11 protein-coding genes and 1 tRNA gene are annotated in these 16,095 nt (G+C 61.0%); 9 read left to right on the plus strand and 3 right to left on the minus strand.

Features of this window, described 5'->3' with window-relative positions:
• The first annotated feature begins 106 nt into the window (after positions 1–106).
• Positions 107–1,189: an HNH endonuclease gene (locus ACTQX9_RS02920; protein ID WP_441540443.1), complete on the plus strand. Its 1,083-nt coding sequence runs from the start codon at positions 107–109 to the stop codon at positions 1,187–1,189.
• 445 nt (positions 1,190–1,634) lie between these two features.
• On the opposite strand, the gene ACTQX9_RS02925 is transcribed toward ACTQX9_RS02920, so the two are convergent.
• On the minus strand, positions 1,635–2,321 hold the full coding sequence (locus ACTQX9_RS02925) for a DUF5710 domain-containing protein (RefSeq protein WP_441540444.1): 687 nt from the start codon (positions 2,319–2,321) through the stop codon (positions 1,635–1,637).
• Between the two features lie 387 nt (positions 2,322–2,708).
• Here ACTQX9_RS02925 and ACTQX9_RS02930 point away from each other — a divergent pair, with 387 nt between their 5' ends.
• A complete protein-coding gene (locus ACTQX9_RS02930; RefSeq protein ID WP_441540445.1) occupies positions 2,709–3,722 on the plus strand; it encodes a hypothetical protein in 1,014 nt (337 codons plus the stop codon).
• 544 nt (positions 3,723–4,266) lie between these two features.
• Here the strand turns inward: ACTQX9_RS02930 and ACTQX9_RS02935 are convergent.
• Positions 4,267–4,341, minus strand: a tRNA-Val gene (locus ACTQX9_RS02935).
• A gap of 290 nt (positions 4,342–4,631) precedes the next feature.
• Here ACTQX9_RS02935 and ACTQX9_RS02940 point away from each other — a divergent pair.
• Together ACTQX9_RS02940 and glmM are read left to right on the plus strand one after the other, a co-directional pair.
• Positions 4,632–5,654, plus strand: coding sequence for a DMT family transporter (locus ACTQX9_RS02940; RefSeq protein WP_441540446.1), 1,023 nt, complete (start codon positions 4,632–4,634; stop codon positions 5,652–5,654).
• 82 nt (positions 5,655–5,736) lie between these two features.
• A complete protein-coding gene (gene glmM / locus ACTQX9_RS02945) occupies positions 5,737–7,068 on the plus strand; it encodes a phosphoglucosamine mutase (RefSeq protein WP_427747843.1) in 1,332 nt (443 codons plus the stop codon).
• Between the two features lie 205 nt (positions 7,069–7,273).
• Here glmM and ACTQX9_RS02950 read toward each other — a convergent pair whose 3' ends face one another.
• Positions 7,274–8,848, minus strand: coding sequence for a carboxypeptidase M32 (locus ACTQX9_RS02950; protein WP_441540447.1), 1,575 nt, complete (start codon positions 8,846–8,848; stop codon positions 7,274–7,276).
• 505 nt (positions 8,849–9,353) lie between these two features.
• On the opposite strand from ACTQX9_RS02950, the gene pheS reads away from it, so the two are divergent.
• From pheS to ACTQX9_RS02975, 5 genes are all read left to right on the plus strand, one after another.
• Entirely contained in the window at positions 9,354–10,430 is a 1,077-nt protein-coding gene (pheS, locus tag ACTQX9_RS02955; protein ID WP_441540448.1) for a phenylalanine--tRNA ligase subunit alpha, read from the plus strand.
• A gap of 181 nt (positions 10,431–10,611) precedes the next feature.
• Positions 10,612–13,065: a phenylalanine--tRNA ligase subunit beta gene (gene pheT / locus ACTQX9_RS02960; protein WP_441540449.1), complete on the plus strand. Its 2,454-nt coding sequence runs from the start codon at positions 10,612–10,614 to the stop codon at positions 13,063–13,065.
• Between the two features lie 246 nt (positions 13,066–13,311).
• Positions 13,312–14,397 carry a cobalt transporter CbiM gene (cbiM, locus tag ACTQX9_RS02965; protein ID WP_441540450.1) on the plus strand — a complete coding sequence of 362 codons (1,086 nt, stop codon included), beginning with the start codon at positions 13,312–13,314 and terminating at the stop codon, positions 14,395–14,397.
• On the plus strand, positions 14,375–15,211 hold the full coding sequence (locus tag ACTQX9_RS02970; protein ID WP_441540451.1) for an energy-coupling factor transporter transmembrane component T family protein: 837 nt from the start codon (positions 14,375–14,377) through the stop codon (positions 15,209–15,211). The genes cbiM and ACTQX9_RS02970 overlap by 23 nt, the downstream gene beginning before the upstream one ends.
• A gap of 44 nt (positions 15,212–15,255) precedes the next feature.
• A complete protein-coding gene (locus tag ACTQX9_RS02975) occupies positions 15,256–16,026 on the plus strand; it encodes an energy-coupling factor ABC transporter ATP-binding protein (protein ID WP_441540452.1) in 771 nt (256 codons plus the stop codon).
• Positions 16,027–16,095: the final 69 nt, after the last annotated feature.

Consider the following 16,095-nt stretch of genomic DNA (forward strand, 5'->3'; position numbering starts at 1 on the left):
AGAGCATCAACGATGTGCCGATCGCGGAAGAGATCTCGTAATAATTGACTCTCGGCCATATTATTGAGGGGCATGACTCGCGTTCGTATGGTTGTAGGTGCTGGCGATGAACGACATTGACCTTGCTGTTCCGTTGATGGATGGACCAAGCTATGACCGTGCCTGCAGTCTCGTGCCTTCCGAATACGTTGAGGCATGGGAGTGGTTTCTGGGTGAGGAGCAGCGCGGCGGCGTTTGGACCAACCTTCCGCACCGCACCAAGGAAGATAGCCCTCAGTATCAGTATCGTTTGAGAATTGGCGCGGACTTCTTTCCCGTAACGCGGGATTCAGGGATCTTCTGGCCGGGTCAGGACCGGGTGAAGCAAGATCCCAATAAGATCTTTGCGCTTTCGGTCCATAACTCTAAAAAGAGCTTCTACACCGATGTTCCTCCGCTCTATTTGGATGACGGTACGTGGGTCATTAAGTATTCGGTTCAAGCGCCAGGCGCCGTTGGTTCTCGAGACCAGAATTACAACCGTAAAATGCTCAACTGCATGGAATATGGCGTTCCAGTTGGAGTCATATTTGCAACCGAGGTGGGCTATAAGGTGCTCGGCCTTGCGTTTGTTGAACGGTTTGAGCCCGAAAACGGCTGGTTTGTTCTGCATGGTCCCGTTCATAAAGGCGGGCCTGATCCTCGTTTTGCGTCCGACATGAGCTATCTGAAGCACATGTCAGCCGACATTGAGTTTGCCGGGCAGAGTGCGACCGATGACGAAAAAGCTCGCTATGCGTTGAGACGCGAGCGATTGGGGCAGCAATGGTTCCGCAAGCAGCTCATTGCCGCCTATGATGGTCGCTGCGCGGTGTCGGGTTGTGGGGTTAACGAGGCACTGGAGGCTGCACATATCGAGAATTACTCGGGACCCAAATCGCAGGTTGCCAGCAACGGCATTCTGCTTCGGCGCGACTTTCATGCTCTATTCGATGCTCATCTGATTTCGTTTGAGCCTGTTTGCGGCGAATATCGGCTGTGCGGATCGTACCTGCTGGATAAGACCGACTACGCTTTCTTTGCAGGTGCGACGCTAAGGCAGCCGAATGAGCGTCAGTGGCGACCCAATGCGGTGTTTCTTGAGGCCCATCGCATTGAGTTTGATCGCTCGGAAAAGAAGCGTGAAAAGGCGGGGCTTCTGCCGTATTAGCGTATTTGGCTTTGGCGGTCTTTTACGATCGTGTTGTTTGATCGGATCGCGTGGCGATGCAATCTCGTGCACGCCCGCCGGTGCATGCTCTTCCTGATTTGGATAGCGAGAGAGGAGCGCGTGTGAGCTGGCGAGGCGATATTGCGATGGGGAAGTACGGAAAACTGCCGTGTGCCCTTATCGACAACAATATGTTTCCGGGAGTAGAGGTTGATTGCGGGTCGTTTGCCGTCGCCTGTCCTTATTGCGCCTCACAAATATCGTGTCTCGATATTCGGTTCATCGATGCGCGCGACAGACTCAGCGACGAAGTGAGAAAACGGACGGGCGTTCATATGCCGGTGTATCCGGAGAAATGCCCTGTTTGCGGCCTCGATATCGTGTATGACGTTTGCGACGAGGGATAGGCGATGCGGAGGAGCTGGCTGTGAAGGCCTCTCCGTCTCTACAAATAAACCCCCTCACCGAGCTTCTTGTGGAACTCGGCGTGATGGTCGCGTGCCCAGGTAAAGAGTGCCTGGTCAAAATTGGTATGCGTGGCCGGAACGCCAAAGACGCCGGCAACTTCGACGCGCACAAACTCCAGTGCCGGCAGCTTGTTGATGGCAGTGAGGGCAAACGGGGACGTGGGTTCTTCGAACAGATAGCGGCTGCCTTGCAGTGCGCCGCAACTGGTGCACGTGTTGCCGAGTGACGGGGCTTTGGAGGCTCGCGCGCCTACGGGCTTGTAGCCACAGCGCTTAGAAAGATAGTCGCGGATCTCGCCCGGGACGCAGCCAAGAGCGGGAACAATGGCGAGTGCGTTGGCATTGGTCGTGTCGATGGCAATGTGCCCGGCCTTGTTGGGTGCGTGCGCGATGGCGATGCCCTCGTCGTTATCGGTTCGATAGGGAATGCCGAAGGCCGCGACCGAGGTCTCTTTGTGACACTTCCAGCACTCGCGCTTGCCCAGTACTAGATATATATACGGCGCAGAGGGGTCGGATCGGTCAACACCGGGCAGCCACTCGGCAAAGGGCTCGGGGTTGACGCCGCTGGGTACATACCAGATCTTCTTGGTCCGGTCCCATTTGGCGCCCAGCGCCTTGGCTTCTTCTTTGCGCGAAAAGGGAACATCGAGCTCGGTGCGCATGGTGGCTCCTTGGTGCTGCAGGTGTAAGTGGCTCAAGGATACCGCAGGGTGTGGACGTTGTGGCGTTCTGCCGAGAAGCCGCGGTGCGGACTGGTTGGTTACGCCTTGGATAAACTGGCAAGTAGATGGTCGGCTTTTGGCCAGTTGGGCGGCAACCTTGCCAAAAACTTGACGGATTGCGGTTTGGGCATCGGCGGATGAACACTTTGGCGCACCTCGGCGAAAAAACCGCCGGTCGTTTACCGGAAACTTAACAGAACCGCCAGCCGCCGCCGGCGTGCGTGCTATCTTCGCGCCATGAGGTACTTTATCGTTTCACATAACGCCGCATTGGCGCTGTTGGCGCACATGCCGAACCCTCGCTTTGGGGATTCGGAGCCAGAGGTCGTGTCGATTGCAGGTGCCTGTGCGCTCTTGGACCAAGAAGCGCAGGAGGTTATCGATCGCTATGACCTGGGGATCGAAACGCTGGATTTGCTGGTGCCGTCGCGCGCCGGCCGTCGGCAGAGCAAGCATGTTAAGACGCATCTGTGCACCAACGAGCTCCCGGCGGGTTCGTTTATCTCGCTGGGCCACTGGATGGGCGACCTTGATGCGTATGTGTGCTCTCCCGAGCTGGCGTTTTTGCAGGCTGTGCACGATGGCGATGTGGCAGCGGCCGTCTATGCCGGCTATGCGATGACATCGGATTACCGGCTGGATAACCTTGCTCCCGGTGGGGTAACAGGCAGGGATACGGGCATGCGCGATAGCAGGCTCACGACTAAGGAGCTCATCGCGGCGTATATCGAGAAGTCACCCAAGGTGAGGGGTATTGCGAAGGCAAAGGCGCTGCTTGCATATGTGATCGAGGGGTCGCGCTCTCCGAGGGAGTCGGGGCTCTGCATGTTTATGTCGCTGCCTGCGCGCTACGGCGGGTATGCATTGGGTAAGGCCGAACTTAACAAGAAGGTCTTCATTCGCGATGGATACAATGACGGACGCGATCACAAGCTTCGCGTGTTGGAGCGCACACCCGACATAACGCTTACGGCTAAAGTCGAGGTGGGCATGGATAAAGTAAAGGCCGGACTGCTGCCAGAGGTGCTGACCGCGATGGTCGATTACGACAGCGATGCCATTCATGACGGACGCGAGAAGATTTACAAGGATGCCGAGCGCCGCAACGAGTTGGAGCTGTTAAGCGGCGTGGCACACTTCACCGTGACGACTGAGCAGGCAAATGACTACGACAAGCTCATCCGGCTGTGCGAACGCATCCGACGGAAGCTGCACCGGAACAAGCGACCCATTTTTAACAAGCCCATGAGCGAGGAGCAGCGATACTTTGCCCTCAAGCGCGTCGAAGTGAAGCGGTTTAAGCTTTGGCAGGCCGTAATCGAGGCGCGTCAACATTGGTAGGGGCGGTTGCTGGGCATGGGGCCAAGGGTCTCATTGTCAGGTCTAATACTTTCCCGAGAAGTGAACGAGTCAAAACGGACCCCCGAAACATCGACACTTTTGGTGGCTTATTTCCTGCGGTTTTATCATTGGAATCCTGCGGTTTTGGCTGTAAAAAGTGTGGATGCTTCGGGGGTCCAAATAAGGTCGTTCACTTCTCGGGAAAAGTATTAGACCTGATTATGGGAAGGCTGTCCGGATGTGGCCGCGAGGCTTGCGAAGGCCAGATCGGGGCAGTCGCCAAGGCTGTTTGGGTAATTTTGGGGCTGATTGGGGCGGTCGCCGGGGTTGTCTGGGCGACTTTGGGTGTGGCAGGGGTAATTGCCGGCGATACCGAAGCAACTTGGGGTCTGCCGGGATGATTACCGGTTATGTAGAGGCGGTATCAGCCTCGATTGGGATAGTTATTGGAGCTGCCGAAGCGGTTTTGGGTGCCACGGCGCCCTTTTGGCTTAGCACATAAAACAAAACAGCCCAGAGGCATAGCCTCTGGGCTGCGAACATTTGGTGGGCGTTAGAAGATTTGAACTTCTGACCTCTTCCGTGTCAGGGAAGCGCTCTCCCCCTGAGCTAAACGCCCGATCAAGGGTGCGCAAGTGCGCAAGGGATAATATAACGGAGCTTGAACTCGGTGGCAAGAATATTTTTTAAAATCGCTAACGTTGTGGAATCAAAGGGCTTTGTCGCGCCCATTTTAAAAGAGCTCGCTGCCGTGATTTGGCTGTCGCATAATGCAAATCCGTTGCGATGCCGAACAATGGAAGAGACGCCTGCGGAATTGTCCTACCGATAAGCGGACAAGCCCCCAGCTGGTGCCTTCGCCGTGGTAAGGTAAGCCGAATTGTTTCCAGACTGTTTCGGGGGAGCGGGATGAGCAAAGAGCGTGTCGAGCAGGTCGAAGGCGCAGGGACTTCGGTGCCGATGACCGATATATCGAACATTGATGTGCCCGAGGGCACCGATGAGCTCAGCCGCAGCACCCGCCGTGCATGGCGCGACCGCCTCAACGACGCCCAGACGCGCAAGATGATCGTGGGCATGTTGGCTACGCTCGTGGGCGGCTCGTTTTGGGGCTTCTCGGGCACCAGCGCGAGTTTTTTGTTCGATACCTACCATGTCGATACGCTGTGGCTTATGAGCATACGACAGATTCTCGCCGGCCTGCTCTTTATGGCTGTGGTTGTCACGCGCGACCGCGCACGCCTGGTTAAGCTCTGGACGACGCCGACCGACCGCAAGCAGCTGTTGCTCTTTACCGCCTTTGGCCTGCTGTTCAACCAGTTTTGCTATCTTTCGGCCGTGCGCCTGACCAACGCCGGAACCGCGACGGTCCTTCAGTGCCTGCAGCTGGTCATCATCATGGGATATACCTGCATCACCGATCGCCGCAAACCGCGCATGCGCGAGGTTATCGGTATTGGCCTGGCCCTTGGCGGCACGTTTTTGATCGCCACCGGCGGCGACCCCACGAGCCTGAGCATCTCGCCGCTCGGTCTGGTGGCGGGTTTTATGTGCGCGGTGAGCGCCACCTGCATGGCGGTGATTCCCGCCAAGATCCTGCCCGAATACGGCAGCCCCATCGTTACAGGCTCTGCCATGCTCACGGCAGGCGGGGTCTCGTGCGTTTTCGTGCAGCCGTGGGCTCATATGCCGGCCCTCGATACTGCTGCCGTCGAAGCGCTCGCGGTGTTTGTGGTCGTGGGCTCGTTTTTGGCGTACATGCTCTATATGCAGGGCGTCAAGGACATCGGCTCGGTGCGCGCGAGCCTCATCGGGACCGTGGAGCCGGTCTCGGCAACCATTACCAGCGCCGTTATGCTGGGCACGGTATTTTTGCCGACCGACCTTATCGGCTTTGCCATGATTATCGTAATGATGTTTTTAACGGTGTAGCCCCCGCGGTTGCTATTAAAGGATAATGGGCTGGCGGCGCGTTGCTTTGGCGGCGCGCCTTTGTCTACGGAAAGGACCTCTTATGAAGTACTTTGGCACCGACGGATTTCGCGGCGAGGCCAACGTTGGGCTGACCGTGGAGCACGCGTACAAGATCGGCCGCTTTGTGGGCTGGTATTACGGCGCCAGGCGCGGGGCCAAGGCACGCGTGATCGTGGGCAAGGACACGCGTCGTTCGAGCTACATGTTCGAGGCGGCGCTGGTGAGCGGCTTAGTCGCGAGCGGCGCAGACGCCTATATGCTGCACGTGATCCCCACGCCGGGCGTGGCGCACCAGACCGTGGAGGGCTGCTTCGATTGCGGCATCATGATCAGTGCGAGCCACAACCCGTTTTGCGATAACGGCATTAAACTGGTCAACAGCGACGGCTTTAAGATGGACGAGGACGTGCTGGAGCTCATCGAGGACTACATCGATGGCAAGAGCGAGGTGCCGCTGGCCACGGGCAACCACATTGGCGCCACGGTTGACTACATGCAGGGTCGCAACCGCTACATTGCCTCGCTCATCGCGAGCGCGAACTTTTCGCTGCAGGGCGTCAAGATCGGCATCGACTGCGCCAACGGCTCGGCGTCCTCGGTGGCCAAGCCGGTGTTCGATGCGCTCGGCGCCGATGTGCGCGTGATTAACGCCGCGCCCGATGGCTTTAACATCAATGTGGACTGCGGCTCTACGCATATGGAGCGCCTGCAGCGCCACGTGGTGGAGCAGGGCCTGGACGTGGGCTTTGCCTACGACGGCGATGCCGACCGCTGCCTGGCCGTGGACGAGCGCGGCCGCGTGGTCGACGGCGACCAGATTCTGTACGTGTGCGGCGTGTATCTTAACAAGCACGGGCGCCTCTCGGGCGGTACCGTGGTGCCGACGATCGCCAGCAACTTTGGCCTGATTAAGTCGCTGGAGCTTGCCGGCCTGAGTGCCGTGACCAGCGGCGTGGGCGACCGCCACGTGTATGCCAAGATGCGCGAGGGCGGCTACAGCCTGGGTGGCGAGCAGACAGGCCATACGATCTTTGGCGATATCGAGCGTACGGGCGACGGCATAATGACCTCGCTGCGTGTGATGGAAGTGATTCGTGCCGAACGCGAGACGCTTTCGCAGCTCGCGGTGCCGTGCAAGCTGCTGCCGCAGGCGCAGGTTGCCGTACGCGTGGCGGACAAGGATGCTGCGCTGGGCAACATGGGCGTGCAGGCCGCCATTGCCGAGGCCGAGGCGGCGCTGGCAGGCGAGGGCCGCGTGCTGGTGCGCAAGAGCGGAACCGAGTCGGTGATTCGCGTTTTGGCCGAGGCCCCCGACCAAGACGCCGCCGACGCCGCCATGAAGCGCATCGCCGCCGCGCTGGAGGCTCTGTAGTTACGCGGTTTTACCAAACCGCGTAACCGCTCGACGCTACAAACGGCCCCAAGCGGCAATCTGGCGTTCAATTTCAAGGGCGCGACCAGAAGGTCAGCGCCCTTTCATTTCACGTCACCTTGCTCGCTTGGGGCCGTTTTCGCTGACGTTGCCAAGACATCGACGTCAACATGGTTGGCGTTGGCGATGGCGTGCTGGTCAATCCTTACAGCTGGTACAGCGTGGTGAACTTGTCCTGCAGGTAGCTGCAGTAGTAGCGGGCATCGAATGCCATACCGCACGCGCCCTTGATGAGCTCCGGCGCGTCCTTGGCGCGGCCCCACTGCCAAATGTGCTCGCCCAGCCAAGCACGGACGGGTGTCAGGTCGCCGCTCGCACAGGCGCCGTTAAGGTCGACACCGTCGCGGCACATGGCCGGCACAAACATGGCATCGTAGGCGCTGCCCAGCGCATACGTGGGGAAGTAGCCAAACGAGCCGCCGCTCCAGTGCGTATCCTGCAGGCAGCCGCGCGTGTCGTCGGGAACAGGAATGCCCAGGTACTCGTCCATAAAGCGATTCCAAAGCGCAGGGATGTCCTTTGCCGTGGCCTCGCCGGCAAACAGCATGCGCTCAATCTCGTAGCGCACCATAATATGCAGCGGGTAGGTGAGCTCGTCGGCCTCGGTACGGATCAGCGACGGCTGAGCGATGTTCACGGCGTGGTAGAGCGTGTCCTCGTCCACGTTGCCGTAGACCTCGGGCGCGTGACGGCGCAGCACTTCGAGCAGCGGGCCCATAAAAGCGCGACTGCGGCCTACGGTGTTCTCGAAAAAGCGGCTCTGGCTCTCGTGAATGCCCATGGAGGTGCCGCCCTCCAGACACGTGCGCGCGTAAGCGGGGTTCACGCCCAGCTCGTACATGGCGTGCCCCGCCTCGTGGATGATGCTATAGACGTTGGAGATGCAGTCGTCCTCGTAGATGTGCGTGGCGATGCGCGCATCGCCCACCGAGAAGCCCTCGCTAAACGGGTGCTCGGTAAAGGCGAGCGTGGTGTCGTCCAGGTTAAGGCCGACGAGCTTCATCAGGTCGAAGCTCATGGCGCGCTGGGCGGCCTCGGGCACGCGGGCATGCAAAAAGTCGGCAGTAGGCTGCTGCCCGCGCTCGCCGATGGCGTGAACGAGCGGCACGACGGTGGCCTTGACCTCGTCACAAAACGCATCGAAGCTCTTGGCGGAAAGGCCGCGTTCGTACTGGTCGAGCCAAACATCGTATGGGTCGCGCTTGGGGTCCATGAGCTCGGCCTGATGCTTGAGCTGGGCGACGATTCTATCCACGTAGGGCTCAAAGCTCGCCCAGTCGTTGGCCGTCTTGGCCTTGTGCCACACGGCGTCGGCCTCGCAGGTGAGCCTGGTCCAGGCCTCGGCCTCCTCAGTAGGGATAACGCTGGCCTCGCGCTGGTCGCGGCCGAGCACACGGATCTCGTCGAGCAGCTGCGGGTCGTCGATCTTGCCGCCGGCGACGGTCTCGTGTGCCAGCGAGCCTACAAGCTCGACGGACTTTTTGCTGGTCAGGAGTTTGTGATGTTCGCCGGCAAGGGTGCCCATAGCATCGGCGCGGGCCGCAGCGCCGTTGGCGGGGGCAATCGTCGCGCCATCGAACTCGGCAATCTTGAGCAGGTACTCGCGGGTCCATAGTTTGCCTTCGAGCTTGCGGAGCTTCTTGATGCCCTTGCCCGCCTTGGCGTTCTTAGAGGCCTTGGCCACGGCGGCCTTGGCCTTCTTATCGAGTTTCTTTCCCATACCTATATCCTTGATCTCGCAGACCGGACGCCACGGGTGGGCGTGCGGCCAGTTTGCACAGCTACCTGCCTTGTACCCAGTGCGAACAAAACGGAACGCGGCGATATGCTCGCAGAATGTGCTATCCTATAGCCCAATGCGTTGACGGAGAGGGTTTTGCCCGCCGCGTCGCCGGCAAGAGAGGGAAGGTCATGGGCTGCAAGCCTTCCTGCGGTGGCAAGGGCCAAGCGTTCACTCCCGAGCAGCAACCTCAACGGGCGCGCGGCCAGCGGCGGCGAAGCCCCAGTAGGGAAGCCGTGAGCCTCGCGATAAGGGGCATAGAGTGGGCGCGGCGGGCCAGACATCCGCCGGGTCAAACAAGGTGGTACCGCGGAATTCAACCGTCCTTGGGCAATGCACATGCCCGAGGACGGTTTTTTGTTACCGAACCGGGCCGCGTTTTTGCAACGCCAGACGGCGGCAGTCGTCCTGGCGAGCGGGGAACGCGAGAGACGAAAGGGAAGACATGAGTCTGATTGATGATCTGGTCAAACTCGAGGAAGAGGCCAAGGAGCTCGTCGCAGGCGCCGACGACGCCGCCAAGCTCGAGGCTGCGCGCGTTGAGCTGCTCGGCCGCAAGGGTCGTATTACCGGCCTGATGCGCATGATGGGCAAGCTCGCCCCCGAGGATCGCCCTGTGATGGGCAAGCGCGCCAACGAGATGCGCCAGCTGATCGAGGGCATGCTCGACGAGCGCACCACCGAGATGAAGGCCGCCGCCCTCAAGCACGCACTGGAGCACGAGGCCGTCGACATCACGCTGCCGGGCATTCGTCCGCAGATCGGCCACCAGCACCTGATCAAGCAGATCATCGAGGAGGCCGAGGATATCTTTAGCGGTATCGGCTACACCGTCGAGTCCGGTCCCATGGTCGACACCTCCTACTACAACTTCACCGCGCTCAACGCCCCCATGGATCACCCGAGCCGCTCGGCCCGCGACACCTTCTATGTGGTCGACAACAACCCCGGCAGCGTCGCGCACCCCGAGGCGCATGCCCACGGCGAGTCCGACGTGCTGCTGCGCACCCAGACCTCGGGCGTGCAGATTCACACCATGGAGTCGCAGAAGCCGCCCATCTACATGATCTGCCCGGGCACCGTCTACCGTCCCGACACGGCCGACGCCTGTCACCTGCCGCAGTTCAACCAGATCGAGGGCCTGGTCGTCGACGAGGGCATCACCTTTGGCGATCTTAAGGGCACGCTCGACTGCTTTGTTAAGTGCATGTTTGGCGAGGACCGCAAGACGCGTTACCGTCCGCATTTCTTCCCCTTCACCGAGCCTTCCTGCGAGGTGGACGTGAGCTGCCACGTCTGCGGCGGCAAGGGCTGCAACTTCTGCAAGCACAGCGGCTGGATCGAGATCTTGGGCTGCGGCATGGTCGACCCCAACGTCCTGATCAACTGCGGCATCGACCCCGAGAAGTACACCGGCTTCGCCTTTGGCATTGGCGCCGAGCGCGTCGCTGCCCTGCGCTACGACCTGCCCGACCTCAGAACGCTCATGACAGGCGATATGCGTTTCCTGAATCAGTTTTAAGTTGACCTGTCCCGGCGGCTTCCCGAGCCACCGCACCTTGCCCCTCAAACCGTCGCTTGCGTACCCAAGTACGCGGCGCTCCTCTTTCGGGGCAATCTGCGGCACCTCGGAAACCCGTCTCCGTAGCTGGAGTTTTCCGTCTGTTTATTGCAGACGTTACAGATGAAAGGAGACCAGTTAGATGCGCGTTTCTTACGACTGGCTCAAGACCATGATCGATATTCCGGAGGATCCCAAGACCCTTTCGGACGAATATATCCGTACCGGCACCGAGGTCGAGGCGATCGACACCGTGGGCGAGTCCTTCGACCACGTGGTGACCGCCAAGGTGCTTACCAAGACCCCGCACCCCGATAGCGACCATATGTATGTGTGCTCGGTCGATGTGGGTGACAAGAACCTCGACGCCGACGGCAACCCCGCCCCGCTGCAGATCGTCTGCGGCGCGCAGAACTTCGAGGCCGGCGACCACATCGTCACGGCAATGATCGGCGCCGTGCTTCCCGGTGACGTCAAGATCAAGAAGAGCAAGCTTCGCGGCGTCGTGTCCATGGGCATGAACTGCTCCGCGCGCGAGCTCGGCCTGGGTGGCGACCACTCCGGCATCATGATCCTGCCCGAGGATACGCCCTGCGGCATGCCGTTTGCCGAGTATGTGGGCTCGAGTGATACCGTGCTCGACTGCGAGATCACGCCCAACCGCCCCGACTGCCTGTCCATGATTGGCATGGCCCGCGAAACCGGTGCCATTTTCGATCGCGATTTCCACGTTGAGCTGCCCGCCATCAAGGCGGAGACCGGCCGCGCGACCGACGACGAGCTTTCGGTCGAGATCGCCGACGAGGGCCTGTGCGACCGCTATGTCGCCCGCATTGTGCGCAACGTGAAGGTCGGCCCCTCGCCCGACTGGATGGTCAAGCGCCTTAACGCCCTGGGCGTGCGTCCGCACAACAACATCGTCGACATCACCAACTATGTGATGATGCTCACCGGTCAGCCGCTGCACGCTTTTGACCTGGACACCTTTGCCGAGCGCGAGGGCAGGCGCCGCGTGGTGGTTCGCGCCGCCCAGCAGGACGAGAAGTTCACGACCCTCGACGGCGAGGAGCGCACGCTCGACGCCGGCATGGGCCTTATCACCGACGGCGAGCGTCCCGTGGCGCTGGCCGGCGTTATGGGCGGCATGGATTCCGAGATCGAGGACGACACCGTCGACGTGATGGTCGAGAGCGCCTGCTTCGACGCCGGCCGCACCTCGCACACCAGCCGCGACCTGTCGCTGATCTCCGACGCCTCCATCCGCTTTGAGCGCCAGGTCGATGAGACCGGCTGCGTGGATGTGGCCAATGTTGCCTGCGCGCTCATCGAGGAGATCGCCGGCGGCGAGGTCGCTCCCGGCTACGTAGATGTGTTCCCCGCGCCCAAGACCATCGACAGCATTAAGCTGCGCCTGGCCCGCGTGCACGCCATCTGCGGCGCCGACATCGAGCCCGATTTTATCGAGCGCTCGCTCACCCGCCTGGGCTGCACCGTCGAGCGCGACGGCGAGGACTTTATGGTTACCCCGCCGAGCTTCCGCCCCGACCTGCCGCGCGAGATCGACCTGATCGAGGAGGTCCTGCGCCTGTGGGGCATGGGCCGCGTGACGGCGACCATCCCGGCTGCCAAGAACCACATCGGCGGCCTGACCCGCGAGCAGAAGCTTACCCGCAAGGTCGGCGAGATCCTGCGCGCCTGCGGCCTCAACGAGACCACGACCTTTGGCTTTGCCGCCCCGGGCGACCTGGAGAAGATCGGCATGTCCACCGAGGGCCGCGGCTGCCCCGTGGTACTTATGAACCCGCTGGTGGCCGAGCAGACCGAGATGCGCCGCTCGCTGCTGCCGGGCCTGCTGCGGTCTGTGGCGTATAACGAGGCCCATGGCACGCCCAACGTGCACCTGTACGAGGTCGGCAGCCTGTTCCACGGCCGCGAGAACGCCAGCCTGCCCAAGGAGACTAAGTCCGTGGCGGGCGTGCTCTCGGGCCAGTGGAGCGAGCAGTCTTGGAACATGAAGTACCGCAAGCTGCGTTTCTTCTTTGGCAAGGGCATTGTCGAGGAGCTGCTCGCCCAGCTGCGCATCGAGAAGGTTCGCTTCCGTCCCGTCGAGGGCGAGGGCTATGCCTTCTTGCAGCCGGGCCGTGCCGCCGAGGTTCTGTCTGGCGGCACCGTGCTGGGCTGGGTCGGCGAGATCCACCCCGAGGCGCGCGAAGCCATGGGCATCGACGAGGTCGTCGTTGCCTTTGAGCTCGACCTGGACAAGCTGATCAAGGGCGCCCGCAACCAGGAGAACTACCGCGAGTTCTCGCAGTACCCGGCTGTTGAGCACGATCTTGCTATCGTGGTCGACAACTCCGTGACTTGCGAGGACCTTGAGCGCCGCATTACCAGCGCCGGCGGCAAGCTGCTCGAGGGTGTGCGTCTGTTCGACGTCTACCGCGATCCGGTCCGCGTGGGCGTGGGCAAGAAGTCCATGGCCTTTGCGCTTACGTATCGCTCCGACGACCACACGCTTACCAGCGAAGAGGTCGAAAAAGCGCACCAGAAGATCGTCACCAAGGTGTGCAAGGGCGTAAACGGCGAGGTCCGCGGCTAGGTCCTGCACTGGGGTATGGGTCAGCGGTGGCTGCTGCCGAGCCTTACGTGACTGCTATCCTCGGTATAAGGCACTGCTGAGCCTGCATATATGACACGCGCATTACATAACGGCGTGCTGCTTTGTCGGCAGTGCGCCGTTTTGCTATGATAGCCCGTGGCGTGTTACGAATCTGACAATACGTAACACTGGCAAGGTGATTTAAGCGGCGTTGTAATTCTGTGCGCCGATAACCGGGAGGCGTACATGCACATTCCAGATAATTATCTGTCCCCGCAGACCGATGCCGTCATGGCAGTGGCGATGGTCCCTGTGTGGGTTCACTGCATCAAAAAGGTGCGCGCCACGCTCGACCGCGAGCACATGGCGTTCCTGGGTATCTGCGCCGCATTCTCTTTCTTGCTCATGATGTTCAACGTGCCGCTGCCCGGCGGTACCACGGGTCACGCCGTCGGCGGCGCGCTCATCGCGCTGCTGCTGGGCCCGGAGGCCGCGGCCATCGCGGTTTCGGTCGCGCTGGCGCTGCAGGCGTTGCTGTTTGGCGACGGCGGCATCCTGTCCTTTGGCGCCAACTGCTTTAACATGGCCTTCGTGCTGCCGTTTGCCGCCGCTATCGTGTTCCGTGCGCTCAACAGCCGTTTACACGACAAGAGATGGGGCACCTCGGTTTCGGCCGTCGTAAGCGGTTGGGTCGGCCTGTGCCTGGCGGCCCTGTGCACGGCGATCGAGTTTGGTATTCAGCCGATGCTCTTTACCAACGCTTCGGGCGCGCCGCTGTACTGCCCCTTCCCGCTGTCTATTGCAATCCCTGCCATGATGGTCCCGCATATGCTGGTTGCCGGCGTGGTCGAGGGCGTGGCGACGGCCGCCATCTACGGTTTCATTAAGAAGACGGCGCCGAGCGTTATCGTCGGGCCCGAGGCCGCCGATGGCCAGCTTGCTGCCGAGGGCGCTGCTGCCAAGAAGACCTCGCTGGTCCCCACGCTCATCCTGGTCGCCGTGCTTGTCGTGGCCACGCCGCTCGGCTTGCTTGCCACCGGTGACGCCTGGGGCGAGTGGGACGCTGAGGGCGCCGCGACCGCCGTTCAGGAGGCTGGTGACGACAGTCTGCAGACTTCGGTCGGTCTCGATACCCCGACCTTTGCCGATGCCCTGCCCACGGGCGATTATCTGCAGGCCTATTCCGAGGAGCAGGGCCTTGGCTTTGCCGGCCAGGCCGCGATGTATATTCTTTCGGGCGTGATTGGCGTGGCGGTGCTCACCATCGCCTTTCGCCTGATCTCGCTGACGGTTAAGGAAAGCGGATCCCATGGCGACGGTCGAGCTGCCTAGCTGGCTTGCGGCCGAGCAGTGTTATGAGCCCGCGGGGGCTCGGCATCGTGTGATGCAAAAGAATGTCCTGCACCTGGCGAGCCTGCTTGAGCGGGTTCGCCTAGGTGGCGGCGTGCATAAGGGCGGGTCGATTATCGACCGCGCCCTTTCTTCCGTTTCGGCGCCAGTGCGTTTGGTGGGGATGTTCGTCTGCGTCCTGTGCGTATGCCTGACGCAGAGCCCGCTGTACTTGATGCTGATGACAGCGATCGCGTTGGTGCTCGTTGCGGTGCGCCCCGTACGCGGGCTGCGCGCGACCTTTGTGCCGGCGTTGGCTGCCGCGGGGTTTGCCGTGGTTTTGGTGCTGCCGGCCCTGCTGCTGGGTGCTTCTGCCACGGACGCCATGCTCAAGATTGCGCTCAAGACCTTTGTTAATGTGTCATTGGTGCTGGGCGTTTCGCGGACGCTTACCTGGAGTCGCATGTCGGCGGCGCTTAAGATGCTGCACCTGCCCGACGAGGTTATCTTTACGTTTGATATGGCGCTCAAACACATCGAGGTGCTGGGTCGCACGGCGCACGACCTGTGCGAATCGGTCATGCTTCGCAGTGTGGGCCGCGCGCCTGCAGGATTTTCGCGTACCGATTCGATCGCGGGTATCATGGGCATGACCTTTATCAAGGCGATGGAATGCAGCCGCGCGATGGACGAGGCTATGCTTTGCCGCGGTTTTGCCGGCGCATATCCGGCGCCTGTACGGAACGGATTTGGCTGGCGCGACGCGGTCTATGCGGCTGTTGTGGTGCTGCTCGCCGTGTTGTGCGCGGTGCTGTAGCGCGGGCGGTCAAGCCGTCGATGTGAACAGGGAAGGGCGACGTTTTGGCAAACGATACAAATGGTGCGATGGGTGAGAGCGGTGCTGCCGGCGCCAAGGCCACGCCGCTCATCGAGTTTCGCGACGTGGTGTTTTCCTATGCGGGCCATACGGTGGTCGATGGCGTGTCGCTGCAGGTTAATCGCGGTGAACTGGTTGCGCTGCTTGGACCCAACGGCTGCGGCAAGACGACGATCATGCGGCTTATCAACGGCCTTGAGCTTGCGGATGCGGGTACGTACCTGTTTGATGGACATGTGGTCGATGCGGCATATCTCAAGGATTCCGCGACGGCCCAGCGGTTCCATCAGCGCGTGGGCTTCGTGTTCCAAAACGCCGATGCACAGCTCTTTTGCGCCACGGTCGGCGAGGAGGTCGTGTTTGGCCCGGCTCAAATGGGGCTTTCGGCGGACGAGCTCGGGCGCCGCGTCCGTGATGCCATGGAGCTGTTTCAGGTTGCCGATCTGGTCGATGCCTCGCCCTATCAGCTTTCGGGCGGGCAAAAGAATCGTGTGGCGCTGGCTGCCGTCGTGTCGATGAACCCCGATATTCTGGTGCTCGACGAGCCTACCAACGGACTTGACGAGGACTCTTGCGACATCGTGGTCAACTTTCTACTGGCCTATGTTGCTGCCGGTAAGACGGTCTTGATGAGCACGCATCATCAGGATTTAGTACGACGTCTTGGGGCCCGTGCGATTTATATCGATCGATATCACCACGTGGTCGAGGCTCCCGTGCCGTCATATGGAACCGAAAACGGTGCAGCAGAATAGTTGCCGCATAGTGGGGCTGCGGTCGCGCACGTGACTTGCTGCGAATGGTATAGTTATCCGGATTTTTAC

It is taken from the genome of Collinsella sp. LCP19S3_F2 (assembly GCF_052121015.1).
In the GTDB taxonomy this organism is placed as follows: Bacteria; Actinomycetota; Coriobacteriia; order Coriobacteriales; family Coriobacteriaceae; genus Collinsella.